The sequence below is a fragment of the Actinocrispum sp. NPDC049592 genome, from assembly GCF_040675465.1.
GTDB lineage: Bacteria > Actinomycetota > Actinomycetes > Mycobacteriales > Pseudonocardiaceae > Kibdelosporangium.
The window spans coordinates 43,431-61,098 of sequence record NZ_JBFAPA010000025.1 but is presented as its reverse complement, the minus strand read 5'-3'; the positions used below and the strand labels follow the sequence as shown (position 1 = coordinate 61,098).

At 68.8% G+C, this 17,668-nt stretch carries 18 protein-coding genes and 1 pseudogene; 8 read left to right on the top strand and 11 right to left on the bottom strand.

Annotated elements, in window-relative coordinates; genetic code table 11:
- Window positions 1–41: 41 nt before the first annotated feature.
- Window positions 42–650, top strand: a complete 609-nt coding sequence (locus tag AB0J95_RS45245) for a TetR family transcriptional regulator (protein ID WP_364772106.1) — start codon at window positions 42–44, stop codon at window positions 648–650.
- Here the strand turns inward: AB0J95_RS45245 and AB0J95_RS45240 are convergent, their stop codons facing one another.
- From AB0J95_RS45240 to AB0J95_RS45230, 3 genes are read right to left on the bottom strand one after another with little or no spacing between them, the layout of a single operon-like run.
- Window positions 651–809: a hypothetical protein gene (locus tag AB0J95_RS45240; RefSeq protein ID WP_364772104.1), complete on the bottom strand. Its 159-nt coding sequence runs from the start codon at window positions 807–809 to the stop codon at window positions 651–653. It lies immediately after the preceding gene.
- Window positions 806–1,735: a patatin family protein gene (locus AB0J95_RS45235; RefSeq protein ID WP_364772102.1), complete on the bottom strand. Its 930-nt coding sequence runs from the start codon at window positions 1,733–1,735 to the stop codon at window positions 806–808. Before AB0J95_RS45235 ends, AB0J95_RS45240 begins: the two co-directional genes overlap by 4 nt.
- Window positions 1,671–2,657, bottom strand: a complete 987-nt coding sequence (locus AB0J95_RS45230) for a DMT family transporter (RefSeq protein ID WP_364772101.1) — start codon at window positions 2,655–2,657, stop codon at window positions 1,671–1,673. Before AB0J95_RS45230 ends, AB0J95_RS45235 begins: the two co-directional genes overlap by 65 nt.
- Before the next feature lie 48 nt (window positions 2,658–2,705).
- Here AB0J95_RS45230 and AB0J95_RS45225 point away from each other — a divergent pair, with 48 nt between their 5' ends.
- Window positions 2,706–3,500 (top strand): helix-turn-helix transcriptional regulator, encoded by a 795-nt coding sequence (locus AB0J95_RS45225; RefSeq protein WP_364772099.1) that lies wholly within the window; start codon window positions 2,706–2,708, stop codon window positions 3,498–3,500.
- Between the two features lie 288 nt (window positions 3,501–3,788).
- Here the strand turns inward: AB0J95_RS45225 and AB0J95_RS45220 are convergent.
- Window positions 3,789–3,962: pseudogene (locus AB0J95_RS45220) on the bottom strand (winged helix-turn-helix transcriptional regulator); the annotation flags it as partial.
- A 50-nt stretch (window positions 3,963–4,012) separates the two neighbouring features.
- Between AB0J95_RS45220 and AB0J95_RS45215 the strand changes: the two are divergent.
- Window positions 4,013–4,903 carry a hypothetical protein gene (locus AB0J95_RS45215; protein WP_364772097.1) on the top strand — a complete coding sequence of 297 codons (891 nt, stop codon included), beginning with the start codon at window positions 4,013–4,015 and terminating at the stop codon, window positions 4,901–4,903.
- Window positions 4,904–4,909: 6 nt separating this feature from the next.
- On the opposite strand, the gene AB0J95_RS45210 is transcribed toward AB0J95_RS45215, so the two are convergent.
- From AB0J95_RS45210 to AB0J95_RS45190, 5 genes are all read right to left on the bottom strand, one after another.
- Window positions 4,910–6,427, bottom strand: a complete 1,518-nt coding sequence (locus tag AB0J95_RS45210) for an AMP-binding protein (protein WP_364772095.1) — start codon at window positions 6,425–6,427, stop codon at window positions 4,910–4,912.
- 3 nt (window positions 6,428–6,430) lie between these two features.
- Window positions 6,431–7,396 carry a phosphotriesterase-related protein gene (locus AB0J95_RS45205; RefSeq protein WP_364772093.1) on the bottom strand — a complete coding sequence of 322 codons (966 nt, stop codon included), beginning with the start codon at window positions 7,394–7,396 and terminating at the stop codon, window positions 6,431–6,433.
- A 101-nt stretch (window positions 7,397–7,497) separates the two neighbouring features.
- Window positions 7,498–8,259, bottom strand: a complete 762-nt coding sequence (locus AB0J95_RS45200; RefSeq protein WP_364772091.1) for an enoyl-CoA hydratase/isomerase family protein — start codon at window positions 8,257–8,259, stop codon at window positions 7,498–7,500.
- Between the two features lie 96 nt (window positions 8,260–8,355).
- Window positions 8,356–10,992, bottom strand: a complete 2,637-nt coding sequence (locus AB0J95_RS45195) for a LuxR family transcriptional regulator (RefSeq protein ID WP_364772089.1) — start codon at window positions 10,990–10,992, stop codon at window positions 8,356–8,358.
- Between the two features lie 49 nt (window positions 10,993–11,041).
- Window positions 11,042–11,485 carry a YbaB/EbfC family nucleoid-associated protein gene (locus AB0J95_RS45190; RefSeq protein WP_364772087.1) on the bottom strand — a complete coding sequence of 148 codons (444 nt, stop codon included), beginning with the start codon at window positions 11,483–11,485 and terminating at the stop codon, window positions 11,042–11,044.
- Window positions 11,486–11,599: 114 nt separating this feature from the next.
- On the opposite strand from AB0J95_RS45190, the gene AB0J95_RS45185 reads away from it, so the two are divergent.
- The 3 genes from AB0J95_RS45185 to AB0J95_RS45175 all read left to right on the top strand — a co-directional run bounded on the left by AB0J95_RS45185 (window position 11,600) and on the right by AB0J95_RS45175 (window position 14,469).
- The gene (locus tag AB0J95_RS45185) at window positions 11,600–11,938 is read left to right on the top strand and encodes a hypothetical protein (RefSeq protein WP_364772085.1); all 339 of its coding nucleotides are present in this window, start codon (window positions 11,600–11,602) and stop codon (window positions 11,936–11,938) included.
- Window positions 11,935–13,170 (top strand): hypothetical protein, encoded by a 1,236-nt coding sequence (locus tag AB0J95_RS45180; protein ID WP_364772083.1) that lies wholly within the window; start codon window positions 11,935–11,937, stop codon window positions 13,168–13,170. The genes AB0J95_RS45185 and AB0J95_RS45180 overlap by 4 nt, the downstream gene beginning before the upstream one ends.
- A 525-nt stretch (window positions 13,171–13,695) precedes the next feature.
- On the top strand, window positions 13,696–14,469 hold the full coding sequence (locus tag AB0J95_RS45175) for a class I SAM-dependent methyltransferase (RefSeq protein WP_364772081.1): 774 nt from the start codon (window positions 13,696–13,698) through the stop codon (window positions 14,467–14,469).
- A 60-nt stretch (window positions 14,470–14,529) separates the two neighbouring features.
- On the opposite strand, the gene AB0J95_RS45170 is transcribed toward AB0J95_RS45175, so the two are convergent.
- Window positions 14,530–15,579: a hypothetical protein gene (locus AB0J95_RS45170; protein ID WP_364772079.1), complete on the bottom strand. Its 1,050-nt coding sequence runs from the start codon at window positions 15,577–15,579 to the stop codon at window positions 14,530–14,532.
- 152 nt (window positions 15,580–15,731) lie between these two features.
- Between AB0J95_RS45170 and AB0J95_RS45165 the strand changes: the two genes are divergently transcribed.
- Window positions 15,732–16,745 carry a GTP-binding protein gene (locus AB0J95_RS45165; protein WP_364772077.1) on the top strand — a complete coding sequence of 338 codons (1,014 nt, stop codon included), beginning with the start codon at window positions 15,732–15,734 and terminating at the stop codon, window positions 16,743–16,745.
- Between the two features lie 27 nt (window positions 16,746–16,772).
- A complete protein-coding gene (locus AB0J95_RS45160; RefSeq protein WP_364772075.1) occupies window positions 16,773–16,964 on the top strand; it encodes a PspC domain-containing protein in 192 nt (63 codons plus the stop codon).
- A 4-nt stretch (window positions 16,965–16,968) separates the two neighbouring features.
- Here the strand turns inward: AB0J95_RS45160 and AB0J95_RS45155 are convergent, their stop codons facing one another.
- Window positions 16,969–17,478 (bottom strand): phospholipase domain-containing protein, encoded by a 510-nt coding sequence (locus tag AB0J95_RS45155; protein ID WP_364772407.1) that lies wholly within the window; start codon window positions 17,476–17,478, stop codon window positions 16,969–16,971.
- Window positions 17,479–17,668 lie beyond the last annotated feature (190 nt).

Sequence of the window (17,668 nt, the reverse complement as noted above, 5' to 3'; positions counted from 1 at the left end):
CCACTAAGTCGCATCGTGCCTAAAAGTGTTAGGCTGCGCCGGTGAACGCCACGGGGAGGGTCGGCAGGCCGCCACTGACCGAACGGCGCAAGGCCGAGACGCGGCTGGAGATCGCCCGCGAGGCGGTCCGGCTGTTCACCGAGAAAGGTGTGTCCGCGACCTCGGCGGAGGAGATCGCCGCGGCGGCCGGGTTGTCGCTGCGCACGTTGTGGCGCTACTTCCCATCGAAGGAAAGCTGCGTCCTGCCCCTGCTGACCACGGGGATCGACATCACCGTGCGCTGCATGCGCGACTGGCCGCGGGAGGAGGGTGTGCGCTGGCTCGCCGACCGGTTGCGGAGCGACGGCGGCGACCTCAGCGGGCAGCTGCCCACCGTCGTCGACCTGGTCCGCCTGACCCGGACCGAACCGGCCCTGCGCGCGGTGTGGATCCAGGCGCACTCCGACGCCGAACCGGTGTTCGCGGCCGTTCTGGCCGAGCGCGCCGGGAGGCCGGCCGACGACCTGACGATCCGGATGCGGGCCGGGCTGATCAACCTCGCCCTGCGCCTGGCGATCGAGCACTACACCGACCTGGCCGACAAGAACGTCGAGCCGGTCGAGGTGGTCCGGGTCGCGTTGCTGGCCGCCGCCCGGGGGCTCCCGGTGTGATCAAGGCCGGCCGACGAGGCAGTTGGCGGTCGCCGGCACCCTGCCATCGCTGTCCTGCAAGCGCGCTCCGGCCAGGGCGACGTGCCGCCCGGCGTTGATCAACGTGCCGGTGGCCGTCATGGTTCCCCTGTCCACCCGGACCCGATCCGTCACGCTCATACCGGCTCCTCAACGACGGCCGCGAGTTCCGTCAACGCCGCTTCGATGCCGGTATCGACAGCCGTACGCAGCGGGCCAGGACGCCGTTCGGTGCGGCCGATCCGCACACTGCCCAGCGGCGGACGGATCTGCAAGGTCGCCGGATGCGACGCCAGAAGCTCCTCTTCCTCGGCGCGGAGAGCTTCGCGGCCCAGCCACGGCTGGACGACCCCAGGCGCGTACCGGGCAAGCCAGCGCGACAACAACATCCGCTCACCCAGCGACGGAGCCGACGACGCCTCGCCGGTCCGGCGAGTGCGAAGCGCGACGATGTGCGTGGCCTGCTGGGCGAGTGCGGTCCGGACGGGCACCGCTTCGCTCAGTCCAGCGTCCACATAGGACCTCCCGTCGATGGACACCGGATCGCCTGCGAGAAAAGGCATCGCGGTCGACGCGCGCAGAGCCGCCTGCAGGCTCGCCTGGTCCCGGATCGTGTCGTGCAGATCGACACCCTTGCCGGTAAGGCAGTCCGTGGCGATCGGATGGAACTCGATGGGACTGCCCAGGATCTCCTGGAACCCCATCGGCATGATCTCGGTGTACACGGTGTGCACCAGGAAATGCGTGTCCACCACCGGTTGCCGTCGCAGTGCGCGCCTGGGGTCGATGGTCGTGCGCATGATGCTCGGCGTCCACCAGGCGTGCATCGTGCTTTCCGCGCGCCCACACAACAACCACGCCCCGTTCAGCGCCCCCGCGGAACTGCCGTAGACCGCATCGAAGGCGGGCAGCAACCCCAGTCGTTCGATGGCGACCGTCATGCCGCTGGAGTAGGCGCCGCGCGAACTTCCGCCCTCGATCACCAGCACCAGCCGCGCATCGTCAGTGCGCTGCCCGGGAGTGCTTCCTTCGCGCCTGCGGTCGAGCAGCAACTGGAGAACGGTCACGCGCCACCTTCTTCTCGTTGATCACACCAATTGCCAGTATGGCACCGGCGACGGTGATGAGGGCGCCGATGAGCTGAACCGTGCCGAACGACTCACCCAGGAATATCACGGAACTCACCGTCCCGAAGACCGGTGCGACGAACATCGCGATCGTCGCCGTGACCGGGCTGACGGAACGGAGCGCACGGTAGTACAACAAGTAAGCGATGGCCGTCGGGCCGACCGCGAGGAAGACGACGTTCGCCCACGTGACCGCGGACACCGACGACCAGTCCGTGCCTGCAACCGGCGGAACGGCGATGACGATCAGTGCCAGCGCGCCCATGCCAGTGGCATATGTGGTGGCGCGCAACGGTTCTATCGTGCTCAAGACCTTTTTGGACAGGATGCTGTAGGTCGCCCAGCACGCGGCCCCGGCGAGATACAGAAGATCGCCCGCGAACCGGCCGCCGGACGCTGCGGACCCGGCCCCGCCGATGCCGGCGAAGAACACGACAGACCCGGCCACGCCGAGCACGAGACCCGTGATCCGGCTGGGCGAGGCCGGTTCCCGCCCGGTCACGAGGAAGAACAGCGCCGTGAGAACGGGAGCCAGCACCGGAACGATGATGCTGCCGTCGATCGCCGGGGCGAGCGTGAGACCCCAGAAGAAAAAGAAGTTGTAGGCCGTGATGCCGATCAGTCCGATCGAGCCGGCCCGCCGCAGATCACGCCAGGAGAACCGCATCGAGCCGGGGCGAAGGCACAGCACCACCACCAGGATCACCGCTGCGCCGCCGAACCGCAGCGCCGCGGCGACGCCGTGGGGTAACTGACCGACCACGACCTTGGAGCTGGTGAACGCCGCCCCGAACAAGATCATGGTCGTGAGCAGGGACAGATACGAGGCAAGGCCGGGCGCGTCTCGGTGACTGGTTTCCACGCAACGATCCTGCTCGCCGGTGGCTCGCCGGTCTTGTACATTCCTGGCATGGTCGGCGACACCGCGATCACCGCCTGGAGCCCGGGCATCCCGGGAATCAGCGAGGTCTTCCACGCCCACTTCCGGCGGCACGCGTACCCCGTCCACACGCACACGGTGTGGACGCTGCTGATCCTGGACGACGGCGTGCTGCAGTACGATTTGGACCGTCACGAGCACGGCACGCTCCGCTCGCAGGTCGTTCTCCTGCCGCCGCACATCCCGCACAACGGAAGAACCGCGGCGCCGCAAGGGTTCCGCAAGCGGGTGCTGTACCTGCCCGAGGACGCGCTCGACGCCGACCTGATCGGCCCGGCGACCGACCACCCGACCATGCTGGACCCGTTGCTGTGGAACCGGCTCGGCAGCCTGCACGACACCCTGACCACCCCGGGCGAGGAATTCGAGGCCCAGAGCCGGTTCGCCTTGATCGTCGAACGCCTCGGCAAACACCTGCGCCGCGACATGCGCCCCACACCACCGCGCCCGGACCGGGGGCTGGCCGACGACTTGCGCGATCTGCTGGACTCGCGCGTGGTCGAAGGGCTGCCGCTCGAAGAAGCCGCCCGCCTGCTGCACGCCGACCCGACCCACCTGATCCGCGCCTTCACCCGGCGGTTTTCCCTGCCACCACACCAGTACCTGACCGGCCGTCGCGTGGAAGTGGCCCGCAGACTGCTGTTGGCGGGTTACCCGGCCGCCGCGGTGGCAGGCGAAGCCGGGTTCTACGACCAGTCCCACCTGACCCGGCACTTCAAACGCATGCTGGGCGTCAGCCCCGCCCGGTTCGCCGGGCGACGGTGACCCGGTCACCCCACAGGCTGATGAAGTCCTTGTCCCGCAAGACAGCCTCAGATCTCGCCCCTTCTGGCGTCGGCGAATTGGTGACAGCAGGCGTCGCGGCGTATTGAGCACGGCGGACACCGGGTCGAGTTCGGTCTCCGAGGGGGTGAAGCCGGGCCCGGGTTCGATCCGGGTGTCCGCGACCGGCACGATCTCGCCGCATTCCGGGCAACGGCCCGCGTGGTCTAGCAGGCCGTCGTCGATGTCGTGGCGCAGGGCCCGTTTCACGCCCGTCGGTGAGTAGAACTCGTCACCCCAGGCCATCAGCGACCGCACGATCGGCCACAGCTGGACGCCCTTGCCGGTGAGCTGGTACTCGCCGGTGGTGTCGCGGTCGAGTACGCCTTCGCGGACGGGGAACTTCAGGCGCCTGGTCAGCACCGCGCGGGGGATGCCGAGCTGGGTGGCGAAGTCGCCGAACCGGCGTACCCCCGTAGAACGCGTCGCGGACGATCAGGAAGGCGGCCTGACCGATGACCGAGAAACTGTTCCTGACCGTGGCGACCGGAAAGTCCGGCCGCGGCACGGCTGAACTCCTGCTGAAGGGCGGCCACCGCGTCCGGGCGTTGGTGCACCGCGAGGACGACCGGTCCCGGGCCTTGGCCGAGGCCAGCGCCGAGGTGGTCGTCGGGGGACTTCCACAACCTCTACGAGATGTCGGCGGCCCTGCGGGGTGTGAGCGGCGCCTACTCCTGCCACCCGATCGTGCCCGGCCTGGTCGAGGCGACCGCGATCTTCGCGCAGGCGGCCACCGAGGCGGGGTCGGCTCGGTGGTGAACATGTCCCAGGTCTGCGCCCGCCGTGAGGCGGTCAGCGACGCCGCCCGCAACCACTGGCTGTGCGAGCGGCTGCTGGACCGGACGAACCTGATCACCACGCACATCCGGCCGACGTTCTTCGCCGAGTGGCTCACGCTGTGGTGGCAGAAACGTGACGGCGAAGGGTGTCTCCGGCTGCCGTTCGGCGCCGGCCGTCACGCCCCGATCGCCGTGGCCGACCAGTCGCGCGTGATCGCGGCCCTGCTCCGAGACCCCGAGCCGCACGACCGTGCGAGCTACTCGCTGCACGGCCCGGTCGAGATGAACCACTACGACATCGCCCAGGCCATGTCGGCCACCCTCGGCCTCCCGGTGCACTACGAGCCGATCACGATCGAGGAGTTCGCTGAGGCCATGGCGAAACGGGGCGCGTCGACGTACTTCATCCAGCACCTGACCAACGTCGCGATCGACTACCACAACGGCGTGTTCGCGGGCACCGACGACAACGTCCAACGGATCAGCGGTCAGGCGCCGCTGTCCGTCGAACAGTTCGTCGTCGAGAACAAGACCGCCTTCGAGACCGGCGGCCCGTTCGCCTTCTGACCGACGTCACCGCAGTGGCGGACCCCAGACGGTGTCGTGGCGCAGTTGGTCCTTACGCAGCTTTCCCGCGGCGGTGCGGGGCAGGGGACCGTCCACAATGGTCACGTACGGGGGCAGCTTGAAGTCGGCGAGGCGGGTGCTCGCGTGGGCGATGATCTTGTCCACGTCGAGGCCGTCGCCGACCAGTACGGCGCCGACCTTCTCGCCCATCACCTCGTCGGGCACACCGATCACGGCGACCTCGGCCACCCCAGGGGCGTCGGACAACACGTCCTCGACCTCCACACTGGACACATTCTCGCCGCCGCGGTTGATGATGTCCTTGGCGCGGTCCACGATGGCGATCCGCCCCGCCGCGTCGACCCGGACGATGTCGCCGGTGTGCAGCCAGCCGTCGGTGATCGTGTCGGCGGTCGCGTCGGGCCGGTTCCAGTATCCCGCGGTGACATTCGGGCCGCGCGCAAGCAGTTCGCCGTGGTCCGGCCCGTCCAGCGGGTCGATCGCCAAATCGACAACGGGCACCGCGTAACCGACCGAGTCGGCGTGCTCAGCGGCGTCCTCGTGCGGCAGAACAGTGAGCAGCGACGCGGTCTCGGTCATGCCGTACCCGTTGAACACCCGAGCCCGCGGGAAGGCCTCCTGCAGCTTGCGAACCAGCGACGTGGCGATCGGAGCCCCGCCGTACCCGACCCACCGCACGGCCGAGAGATCCGCTCCCACCAGGCTGGAGTTCCGCAACAGCAACGCATACACGGCCGGAACCGTGACCAGGAAGGAGATCCGCTCGCCACCGACCACCTCGGCCAGTTGCCCCAGATCCAACGTAGGCATGATCACGGCCGTGCCGCCGACATACGCGGCGACAAGCAGCTGGGAGTTGCAGCCGGTGACGTGGAACAGCGGCACCGAGATCAGCGTCCGCATGGCCGCACCGGCATCGCGGCCGATCCCCATGCAGCGGATCATGTTCTCGGCGTTGCTCAGGAACGCGTGATGTGTGGTCGGCACGCCTTTCGGCCGCCCGGTCGTGCCGGACGTGTAGAACAACGCGGCGAGGTCGTCCGGACCGGCGTCGCCCACGAACGGTGGACCGTCCGGCAGGGGAGTGGTGGCGTCCAGGTCGACCGACACACCCGCGTCGCCGAGCACGAACTCGACCTCGGGCGCGGTGAGCCGGGTGTTGACGGCCACCGGAACCCCACCGGCCAGCACCGTTCCCCAGAACGCCACCACCCACGAGACGCCCGCCGGGTAGCGCAACGCCACGCGGTCACCAGCCTCCAGTCCACCGGCGCGCAGACCGCCCGCGACCCGCGCCGCCTGGTCGAACAGGTCCCGGTAGGTCAGCCGAGCGCCGCCGATCTCCACGACCGCCTCGGCGCCGGGCGTGGCCTCAGCATGCCCGCGCAGTAACGCGATCAGCGACGACGGCAGGTCGTCGTAGTGCGCGATGCCGTGCTCGTCGCGGCTGATTCCGTTGGCAGGGAAGGGGTTCTCGCCGGTCCGCGGCACGATCTGGATCATGGGTCAGCCCGCCGGGGTGAAGTAGCGGCGCGGGTTGTCCACGAGCATCGTGGTGATCTGCTCCTCGGTGACGCCCGCCTCGCGCAGCGCGGGAAGCACGTCGTCCTGGATGTGCGTGAAGACCCAGTTCGGCGCGATCTGCTCCCGCACACCCGGCGGCACCCAGTCGATGTGACAGGACGCGTCCTGGGACAGGACCAGCCGGTCGGCGTAGCCCTCCGCGACGAGCTTGGCGACCGTGGCGACCCGCTGGTCACCCGGCAGGTACACGTCCAGCCCGAACCGGTCCATGCCCAGGTAGGAGCCGTTGTCCAGCAGCCGCCGCAGGTAGTCCAGGTCGGCGGTGTCGCCGCTGTGGCCCAGCACCACCCGCGTGAGGTCGATGCCTTCGCGGCGCAGGATGTCCTGCGCGACCAGGCCGGTCCCGTGGCCGGGGCTGGTGTGCACGGTGATCGGCACGCCGGTGCGCTTGTGCGTCTCGGCGACCGCGACCATCACCCGCTCGACTCCCGGGGTGAGCTGCTCCTCGATGGCGCACTTGAGGAACGCGGCCTTGATCGGCGTGCCGGCGATGCCCTCGGTGATGTCCTTGACGAACAGGTCGACCATCAGCTCCGGCCCGCCCAGCATCGTGCCGGGACCGTGCAGCCGGAAGAAGAACGGCACATCGCCGTAGGTGTAGAGCCCGGTGGCGGGCACGATGTTGAGATCCACTTCGGCGTTCACCCTGGCCACCAGCTCGATGTCGCGGCCAAGGCCCAGCACCGTGGGATCGACGATCGTGTCCACGCCGTGGTCCTTGAGCTCGCGCAGCCGCGCGACCGCGTCGGCAATGCGCTGCTCCTCGTCCCACATCTCCGGGTAGTTCCGCAGGATCTCCGTGCTGAGCACGAACACGTGCTCGTGCATCAGCACGGTCCCCATGGCCTCGACCGGGATCGGCCCTCGAACGGTCTGCACCTGCGCCACCGCAACCTCCACGCCATCGACGGGTCGCCCAACCCGCCGAACCGTAACCGAACCCGGGTTCGGCTTCCATGAGGTACGGAAAGGGGCGCCTGCTCCGCGCGTTACCCGTGCGACCCGCTGAGGGGGTTCTGCTGTCGCAGCGCTTCGCTGCTGGCGGCGACGTCACGGAACAAGGTCAGTTCCAGGCGCTGGGCCTCCTCGAAGGTCATCCGGCTGCCCTGGACGATGGAGATCTTGGCGTGGCTCAACGCTTTGACCGGTGCGGCCGCGACCCCATCACACCAACGCAGCACGTTGCCGAGGAAGTCGTCCTCTGGCAGCAGCATCGTGAGCCAGCCGGCGCGCACTGCCTCCTCGGCGCCGAACGGGCGGCCGGTCAGGATGGCCTCGGCGGCGAGCCCGGGGCCGACCAGGCGAGGCAGCCGGACGCTGCCGCCGCCCCCGGGGATGATGCCGACGGTGACCTCGGGTTGTTCCAGCCGGGCGCGTTCGGAGCCGATCCGCACGGTGCAGGCCAGCGCCAGCTCGTTGCCGCCCCCGGAGGCCAGACCGTCGATCGCCGCGACGGTCGGCTGCGGGATCTCCTCCAGCAGCCGCAGCGCGCGGCTCCACGAACCCAGCTCCTCGGGGGTGGCCATCCCGTCACCGGCCTTGACCAGGTCGGCGACGTCCGCGTGGTTGATGAAGTACCCGTCGGTCCGGCTGGCCAGGACCACCAGGCTGACCTCCTCCAGGTCGGTGGCGCACGACTCCAGCAGGTCGCCGAGCTGCAGCAGGGCGGCGAAGTCGATGAAGTTCTCCGGCGGCCGGCCGAAGGCGAGCACCGCCACCGAGCCGTGCGTCTCAAGGCTCCACGCGCTCATCGAAGTCCGTTTCTCTCGGTGCCGGTCTCTCTCGGTGATGATCGCGAGGGACGCTAGGAGCGCGACCTGGCCGCGCGGACCACGTGAACCACGTAGTCAGTCCAGCGGCCGCCCGGTGAGCTGGCGCCGTGAGGTCAGGCCGAGTTTCTGGAACACCTTGCGCAGGTGGTAGTCGACCGTGTTGGGGCTGAGGAACAGCCGCGCGCCGATCTCCCGGTTGGTCGCGCCTTCCGCGGCCAGTGCGGCGATCCGGCGTTCCTGGGCGGTGAGCGCCACCGCCTGGTGCGGGGCGGGCCCGGCGGCCGCGATCCCGGCCGCGGCCAGCTCGGCACGGGCCCGGGCGGCGAACGCGGTAGCGCCGATCCGGCTGAACTGCTCGTGGGCCGCACGGAGCTGGACGCCGGCTGCCTGCCGGTGCCGCCGGCGTCGTAACCACTCGCCATGCAGCAGCTGGGTGCGTGCCATCTGGAGGGCACTGCCTGCTTGCTCGAGCTGTTTGGCGGACAACGCGAAGTGCTCGGCGATCGCGTCGTCGTCGGTGCCCACCATGGCCTGACAGCGGCTGATCAGGCCGAGGACCAAAGGCGACGGGCCGCTGCCGGCGCGGTAGCGCTCGAAGGTGTCGCGCGCCAGCTCCAGGTCCCCGGCCCGGACCGCCGCTTCGATCAGGTCCGGTTCTCCGTGCGGAACCCAGTAGGAGCCGGGCGGGCAGGCGGCGAGCAGATGGGGCAACGCCTGTTCGGCCCGTCCGGCGCCGAGGTAGAGCACCCCGAGACCCCACTGGGCGAACAGCCCGATCCATGCCTGGCCGGCCAGCTCCATCGCGGCCGCCTCGGCACCCTCGTCCGCGCGAAGGCACCGCACCAGCACCTCGCCCGGGCTGAGGCGAAGCCCGTATGCCGCCTCGATCTCGCGCAGCTCCGCGCTGAGCGCCTCCGCGCGCGCCAGCGACCCCCGATGCCACTCGTACACGGCGGCATAGTTGAGCGCGCGGGCGAGTTCGAGGTACGCGTGCTGCGTCCGCGCGGCGAGCATCCACCCGTCCGCCAGGTCACAGGTGAGCTGCATGTCGCCGATCACCGTGCTGGCCATGCACGCCACGCCGAACAGCCGCAGGCCTTCGGCCCGTTCGGTCGTCAACGGGGCGAGCGTGCGGCGGATCGCCTCCGCCGCGTCCGGGACACCGAGCACGAAGTCCGCGATCCGGTCCAGGATCACGTCGAAGAGGTCCGCCGACCCCGGTGTGGCCACGATCGCGCGGGCGGCCTCGATCAGCCTCACCCGGTACGCGCCTTGAACGAAACACGCCGCCATGGCGTCGTGCAAAGTCTGGCGAGCTAACGCCGCGTCGTAGCGGCGCATCCCAGCGGCGGCCTGCATCAGGGCCGGTACAGCGGCGTCCAGGTCACCGCTCGCGTAGCTGACCATGCCGCGCAACCACTGCACCCGCGCCGCGGCCGGGCCGGTGGCAAGCCGCTCGGCGGCGTCGAGGATCGGCCGTGCGCGACCGGTCGCACCGGCGCGGATCTCGGCGTTGGCCGCCGCCGACAGCCGCGACACGCGACTGCCGACCTGATCGCTGAGGTCGGCCGCACGCAGCAGCAACGCCGCCGCACTCGCGTGCCCACCGCGCCTTGATACCCGTGCCGCCACCTCCTCCAGTTCGCGGGCGACACCCTCGTCCGGCCCGGTCACGGCTGCGGCCCGGTGCCACGCGACCCGGTCCTCGCCCAGCCGGCCGATGTCCGCGAACACCCCGTGAACCCGGCGCCGGTCGGCCGGTTCGGCGCCGTGGTACACCGCCGACCGCATCAACGGATGCCGGAATCCCAGTCCAGGGACCGATAACAGACCGGCGGCCACTGCCTCGCCGAATCCCGCCGGGTCAAGGTTCAGCCTGGCCGCCGCCTCGTGCAGCAGCGCGGCGTCACCCGCGGGCTCGGTCGCCACGACGAGCAGACACTGCCGCACCGCTTCCGGCAGCTCGCGCACCCGCGCCCGGAACTGTTCCTCCAGGCGCCGGCTCAGCGGCAGCACTTCCGGCAGGAGCTCGGCACCCGTGCGCTGGCCCTCGCTCAACCCGGCCGTCAACTCGATCAATCCCAACGGGTTGCCCTGCGCCTGCTCCATGATCCGTTCCGCCACCGCCGGGTCGATCCGCTGTCCCACCAGCTCCCGTGCGGCGTCCGCGGGCAAGCCGTTCAACGACAGCACATCAAGCCCACCGAAGGCCGACAGTTGCCGCGTGGCAACGACGATCGCGACGCGATCGGCGAGCAACCGCCGGGCAACGAACCCGACCACCTGAGCGGTCTCGTGGTCGAGCCACTGCGCATCGTCCACAACACAAAGCACGGGGTGCACTGACGCCGCCTCGGACAACAACGTCAACGCGGCCAGGCCGACCAGGAACCGGTCGGGTTCGGCGCCGTCCGCGAGCCCGAACACGACACGTAGAGCGCGCAGCTGCGGCGGTGCCAACCGGTCGAGCCGATCCAGGAACGGCCGCAGGAGCCGGTGCAGACCGGCGAACCCGAGATGCCGTTCCGTCTCGGCTCCAGCGACAACGACCGGTTGCACGTCCACCGACACGCGGACGAGTTCCGCCAGCAACGCACTCTTGCCGATCCCCGCCGGCCCGCACACCACCAGCGCGCCGCCCTGCCCGAGCCGCGCTCGCTCGACGAGCGCCCTCAACCGTCCCAGTTCCGCGTCCCGCCCGATCACAGTCATCCGCGGTGATCCTGCCAACGACCGTTCCGGCCCGCCAGCTGACCGGGTTTCAGATGTCCTGCATGATCTCGCGTCCGTCCCAGTCGTCCTCGTCCCGAGGCTGGGTGGTCTGTCGCGGTGGGACGGGGACGGCGTCCGGCACCAGTCGTGGTTCAAGTCTCGGGGGTGGCGCTGGAAATCGCTGCCGTGCGTCGTTGATCAGCAGTTGTGCGCTGGGGTCCTGCGCGCCGACGGTGCTGGAGATCTCGTGCTGCAACAGGTCCGGGATGCGGGCTTGGGCTCGCTGAAGGCAGTCCATGATCTGCGCGGCGGTTTCGGCGGCGGGCCGTGGGTATCTGCTGTCCCTGAGCACGAGGTCGGTCAGCAGCCCGTTGGCCGACACTGTGACCCTGACCGTGCCGTCGGGTGAGCTCTCGGTGATCCGCAGGCGCGCGACCCGCTCGGTCAGCTCCTGAAAACGTCGCGCGTTGTCCGCGACCTGACGCTCCCACACCCGATTCAGGGTGCCGCAGCCGCAACGCCAGTGGCAACACTCGGCCGTTGCCCATGCACCGGGTCGTTGGCAGACTCGGTGAGGTAGTTGCCTCGGCAAGAGGGCGGGATGCCGGTGAGCGAGTCTTACGAAGTCGACGTGGCCGCGCTGGCCGATCATGCGCGCAGGCTGAGCACACTCGCGGACGACTTGCGGTCGGTCCTGGACGGCGCGGTGAGCCTGCCGGACGACGCGTTCGGCGAGACGGGCCGAGCGGCCGCGGTGGCGCTGGAAGCCCTGGGCCAGGCCGGACAGGACACCGTACGGGCCGGTTCGGACGGGTTGGCGGCGGAGAGCACCAAGGTCCGGGACGCCGCCACCGCGTACGAACACCAGGAAGCGGACACGAAAGCCGGACTGTCCGAAGCCGGTGAAGGCCTGGGCTCGCCTGGTTCGGAGGTGCCGTCCTCATGACGACGTATGCCTCCCAGGCGCCGCTGACCGGCGACGCGGCCGAGCAGTACCTCACCGAGGCGCGGCGCCTGCTCGGTGACATCACCAGCGGCAAGTGGATCCAGCCGGGTCTGTCGGCGGGTGGCGGGTTCGCCGCCGCGCAGAGCACGACCAAGCCGGTCGATCGGCTCCGCGCCGCGGGTCTGGGCTGGCTGGAGCCGGACTTCCGCCCGTTGCAAGAGGCCCAGGACCGGATGGCGCTGCGCCCTGGTCAGATCCAGGCATACGCCGACGCGTGGGACAAGGCGGCGGCCAAGATCAGCGAGGTCGCCCGGATGCTCGGCGGCTGCGCGCCCACCGACACCAAGACCTGGTGCGGTGTCTCGGGAGACAGTTATCGCGCTCGCGCCGCCGGGATGGCCCAGGCCCTGGAAGCGGCGTCGACCATGGCCACGGCCAAGCGCACGGCGGCCGTCATGGCGGGCGAGGTCACCGCGGATGCCCGGCGGCAGGTCGGTGAGATCCTGAACACCTTGGTGCAGGACCTGATCTCGTACCTCACTGTGGCCAGGAGCGCCCATGGCGGGATCACGGCCGAGGACATGGCCGAGGCCAAGAACCGGATCGCCGCCGTCGCCCCGCGCGTCTCGGAGCTGGAGACCAAGCTGTCGAACAGCATGGGCGAGCTGTCCGCCACGCAGTACAACTCCGGCCAGGCCAATCCCGCCCTGCTGAAGGACTCGATGATCCCCTACTTGGGCGGGATCGGTTACTGGTACTCGGTGCTGGCCTGGTACCTGCGGGGCGAGCCGATCACGGATGTGTTGGTACCCAACAGGTTCCGCACCAGCCCGCAGTCCGCGCCGATGCAACCCCTGCCCACCCAGCAACAGCAGGGCAAAGCCCCGTGGCCACAACGCCAGAACTACCCATCCGGACCGGGGTTCGGCCGGGACTGGCACAACGCGATGAAGGAGCTGGAACGCGCCTACGAGGGCAAGTACCTGGTCAACGGCTGGCAGGTCACCAAGATCGAGCGCACCCTCGGCGGCACCAAACGGGTGGACTTCATGATGGTCAACGCCCAACGCAAAGAGATCCAGATCCTCGACTACTACACCGGCAAGTCCGAACCGCTGTCACACCTCAACAAAAGCTGGTCCTACGCCAAGGAACCGGAGATCCAGGCGCTGCTGAAACAGGGCTACACGTTCCGCGAACCGATCACCGGCTTCCCCGGGAAACTCCAGTAGGTTTGTCGACTGTGGACGGCTACTCGGGCTGGGTGTGGCCGGCGAACCAGGTCATCATCGGCATCAGGTCGGTGATCGCGTCCGCGACCAGATCCATCGCGGCGTCGTGGAGTTGGTGGTCGAGGAGATGGGCCGTCACTGCGATACGCGACAGCCAAGGTCGCTAAGGCCAGCCGGACCAGTGCCGGATCGAGTCCGTCCGCAGCCGATGCGTGGGATCCGCGCCGCCGGCGCAGGAAGAAGCGCCGTTCTAGGCACTAAAAAGACGCTATCGGCGCCCGGATTTCCCGGCGCCAACAGCGGTCGTCTGCCAGGACTAAGGGAGCATCCCGCTGCCAGTCGATGGACCACTGACCGGTGGCCAAGCCGAGAACGTGGTCTAGTCCAGGTTCTGGCGCGCCGGCGCACCTCCATCAGCGGTGAAGTGCGCTCTCAGCGGCATGCGCGGACGCGTTGCCCTTGCGAAAACTATTGGTGAAACGACTTGCCCCGCTGATGTACTGATGGCCACCGTGAGTCTGCCGCGTGACGGAGGTAGTAGTTGTGAGTGGCTATATCGCGCTTGCCGAGGTGTACGAGTGGCTCATCTCAGATGCGAAGCTGGCTCCGGTCGAGTTCGCTTCGTCGTTCGATGACGTCCTCAGTCTCCTGCCGTCGAACGCTCACGTCCTCGATTGTTCGTGCGGGACCGGACAGTTGGCGGTTGGCCTCGCCGGTCTTGGCATGCACGTTGTCGCAACTGACGCCAGCGAAGCGATGGTTCGTCGGACTGCGGAGTTGTCTGAGGAGTGCGGTGCATCTGTCCGGACAGTGCGGGCGGACTGGGAAGAGTTGCCCGACCATTTCGATGACGACACCTTCGACATGGTGTTCTGCGTTGGCAACTCCCTGCACCATGCCGAGGGCGCGCGAGGCAGAGTTGCTGCTCTGGAGTCGATGTCACGGCTTCTGCGCCGTGGCGGGCGCTTGGTACTCACGTCCCGCACGTGGGAACTCGTGAGGGCCAGAGGTTCCCGACTGGACATCAGTGACCGACTCGTCCGCCGGAACGGTCGCGATGCCGTCGTGGTCTACCGCTGGGACATTGCGCCGAACTGGGAGGACGAGCACCACATCGAGATTGCGATCGCGCAAGTGGATACGGCTGGGTCGGTTCTTGCCCGCTCCGAACTGCTGTCGAGCTGGCCCTACCGATACGACGAACTCGAAGTCGAGTTGGGCCGGGTCGGACTCCAGACGGAAATGAGCACGTTCAACCCTAAGGCCGAGAACTACATGGTGGTGGCGAGCAAGGTATAGGCAACGAGCTCGCAGTCCGTGGCCGGACCGCGCGGTTGCAACCAGGAGGCCTGCGTCCTCTCATCGACAGAATTGGCTAGTGACAAACAGGTCGGTCGTCTGGCTCGGCGACAAACTTCTGTTGGATTGGTGGGGGACGTGGTTGTGAGCATGGGATGCCCGACTGCGTGGGCGTAGCGCTCGGCTGCTTTCACGCTGATGCCGAACAGGTCGCACAGGCGACGGACGTCTCCTCCGGTCGCGCTGGCTTCGTCGAGGATCCGATCCTCGCGAACGGCTTGGGCGGAGATACCGAGAGTCGTGTCGATCCAGCTGTGGCTGACTTGAGTCAGGCGGACGGCGGTCTTGGTATTGATGAGCAGGAGCGACTGAAGCTGCTTGCCCGGTCCGCACTCGTTGCGACCCCATGACCTGTATCGCCGTGGTGCCTTCGCGTTTGGCGGCCGTGCTGGCGGCATGTAGTTGTGCCGCTTCGTCTTGACGCAGCGTCGGGGGAGTGACCTCCGAGTGCTGCTCGGCCTTGTGCTTCTCCTGCACCGCCTGCTTGAACGTCGGCTCGTTCGACTCCCGCAGCTGCGGCTCGGTGACCTGCGCGTCGGCCATCTGCTGGTCGAGCTGGGCCGGTCCGGCGGACATGTCGGTGGCGGACAACGGTTGTCTGTCCGGGATGGCGTCGGCCGGGTTGGGCGTGGCGGGTGTCCCAGGTGGACGGTCGGGCGCCATCGGCACGACTTGCTTGGTCACCGCGCCTGACGTGTCCGGCGGGGCGGCGGTCGTGGTCGCGATCTGCTCGGCGGAGTCGGACTTGCCGTCACCGACCCGGCCGCGCACCTCGTTGCGGACCTCCTCGGGCTTCCCCGAATCGGCGAACTTGCCGGCCTCGTCGAGGTTCTTCGGCGCCTTGGCCGCGATCGCGTCCTCGACGGCCTTGATGAACGCGGCCTTGTCGAACGCCTTGGGCCTGGCGTCGTTCATCTTCTCGGCGTTGGCCGTCTTGCCCTGCGCCTCTTCGTCGTCCTTGGGTGGCCGGGCGGCGTCCTGCGCGGCAACGGCATCGAACAGTCCCTCCCCAGAGTTGGCGCCCAGCTTCCCACCAGCGCCGTCACCCACCCGTCGCCAGCACGTTCGTCACACGTCATTCGGGACTACATCTACAGTTCTATTATGATGTGACGAAACAAACCCGCAGGCAGGGACGGCGACACGCCGGTGCCAACCCACCCGGCGGGGGAGCGAGCGCCCGAGCAAGCAGAATCAGACCCGTGATCCCCGTCGTCCTCGTGACCGGCTTTCTCGGCGCCGGCAAGACCACACTGCTCAACCACCTGCTCAGGGCCGCGCGCGGCACCCGCCTGGGGGTGATCGTGAACGACTTCGGCAGCATCGGCATCGACGCGATGGCCGTGGCGGGCCAGGTCGACTCGATGATCTCGCTCGGCAACGGGTGCCTGTGCTGCGCCGCGGACACCTCCGACATCGACGAGATGCTGGCCAAGCTGGCCGAGCCCGAGCGGCGGATCGACGTGATCGTGATCGAGGCCAGCGGTCTGGCCGACCCGCAGGCCATGGTCCGGATGTTGCTGGCCAGCCAGATCCCGAACGTCCGGTACGGCGGCCTGATCACGGTTCTCGACGCGGTCGAGTTCGCCGCCACCCACGCCGAGCACCCGGATCTCGCCCGTCAGCTCAAGGCCGCGGACCTGTTGGTACTCAACAAGACCGACCGCGTGGACGCCCTCGGCGAGGTCGTCGCCGCGATCCGCGAGCACAACGGCGAGGCGCCGATCCTGCCGGTCAGCCACGGCGCGGTCGACCCGGAGCTGCTGTTCGAGACCCGCGAGCTGCCCGCCGCCCGTCAACTGTCCTTTGAGGACCTCGAGGACCACGACGATCACGCGCACGCGGCCTACGACACCGTGTCGTTCACCTCCGGCGAACCGATGCACCCCGTGCGCCTGATGGAGTTCCTGGACAACCGCCCGGCCGGTCTGTACCGGCTGAAGGGATACGTCCACTTCGGAGTGCCCGGCCACACCGACCGGTTCGGCGTCCAGACGGTCGGCAACTACCTGCGGTTCCACCGATCGAAGTGGCCCCGCGGCACCACACCCACCACCCAGCTCGTCCTGATCGGCAAGGGCATCGACACCGAAGCCGTCCTGGACCGGCTCGCCAAGTGCGTGCGGACCGAGCCGGTCGAGCCGCTGGATATGTTGTGGGTCACAAGGTACGTCGAAGAATCAGGGTCCCCTTCCGGGGCTTCACCGATGCAGTGAGCGCCCGGAAGGGGCAGTGTTGATGGCATGACAGCGACATTGAGCAGACCCCGGACGGACCGAGTGATCGCGGGGGTGTGCGCCGCGCTGGCCCGGCGGTGGGGATGGCCCGCGAAGCGCGTGCGGCTGCTGTTCCTCCTCTCCTGCCTGCTGCCCGGCCCGCAGACCATCATCTACATCGCCCTCTGGATCATGATCCCGGAGGAGGACCGCTACTGAGCCGCTAACCGGTGACGCTGGGGGAGCCGGTCTCGATGTGCCCGGTGAACCGGCGCGACCACGAGGTGTCGCCGGTCACCGTGACCGTGAAGTCGTACCAGCCGTTGGTGTACGCGACGGCGTCGAAGTAGTCGCTTGTGGACTGACCGCCCGCGACCGCGTAGGTCCACGGGCCGTCGCCGCGATAGTTGTTCGACGTCACCGTGAACGTCACGGCCGACCCGGACCCGTTGACGAAGTCCAGCCACAGCGCCAGTTTGCCGGTACTGCTGGTGACGGCGATCCGGGACCGGGTCTCCACGCCACGGCTCGCACTCAGAGCATTCCCGGTGACCCGCCGCAGGAACCGGTTCGGCCCCACAACGGTCAGGTCGTACTTGCCGTCGCCGAAGCCGCTCCCGCAGTTGAAGAAGTCCGTTGTGGACGAGCTCACTGTGTACTGCCAGGGGGCGCCGCTGCGGAATGCGTTGACGTACGCGGAGAAGTGCGCGGCCCGGGAACCGGTGCTGGTCATGGTGATGTTGAGCTTGACAACCCCCGTTGCTGCCGTAGTCCCAGGACGAGATCGACGCATCGGTCTGGTACGGCAACGCCCGCGCGGGCTTCGTGCCAGGCTCCTGTACGGGCTGGGAGTTGTTGCGTGGCTGCGGGTTCGGCAACACGGCACACGTCGACGCCGAGATCGCCGGACCGGGAGTAGGCAG

What these genes read in the sequence shown, in the direction of transcription:
- AB0J95_RS45240 (WP_364772104.1), bottom strand. Translation starts at nt 809, where the DNA reads ATGAGCGTGACGGATCGGGTCCGGGTGGACAGGGGAACCATGACGGCC.
- AB0J95_RS45225 (WP_364772099.1), top strand. Translation starts at nt 2,706, where the DNA reads ATGGTCGGCGACACCGCGATCACCGCCTGGAGCCCGGGCATCCCGGGA.
- AB0J95_RS45215 (WP_364772097.1), top strand. Translation starts at nt 4,013, where the DNA reads ATGACCGAGAAACTGTTCCTGACCGTGGCGACCGGAAAGTCCGGCCGC.
- AB0J95_RS45210 (WP_364772095.1), bottom strand. Translation starts at nt 6,427, where the DNA reads ATGATCCAGATCGTGCCGCGGACCGGCGAGAACCCCTTCCCTGCCAAC.
- AB0J95_RS45200 (WP_364772091.1), bottom strand. Translation starts at nt 8,259, where the DNA reads ATGAGCGCGTGGAGCCTTGAGACGCACGGCTCGGTGGCGGTGCTCGCC.
- AB0J95_RS45195 (WP_364772089.1), bottom strand. Translation starts at nt 10,992, where the DNA reads ATGACTGTGATCGGGCGGGACGCGGAACTGGGACGGTTGAGGGCGCTC.
- AB0J95_RS45180 (WP_364772083.1), top strand. Translation starts at nt 11,935, where the DNA reads ATGACGACGTATGCCTCCCAGGCGCCGCTGACCGGCGACGCGGCCGAG.
- AB0J95_RS45160 (WP_364772075.1), top strand. Translation starts at nt 16,773, where the DNA reads ATGACAGCGACATTGAGCAGACCCCGGACGGACCGAGTGATCGCGGGG.
- AB0J95_RS45155 (WP_364772407.1), bottom strand. Translation starts at nt 17,478, where the DNA reads ATGACCAGCACCGGTTCCCGGGCCGCGCACTTCTCCGCGTACGTCAAC.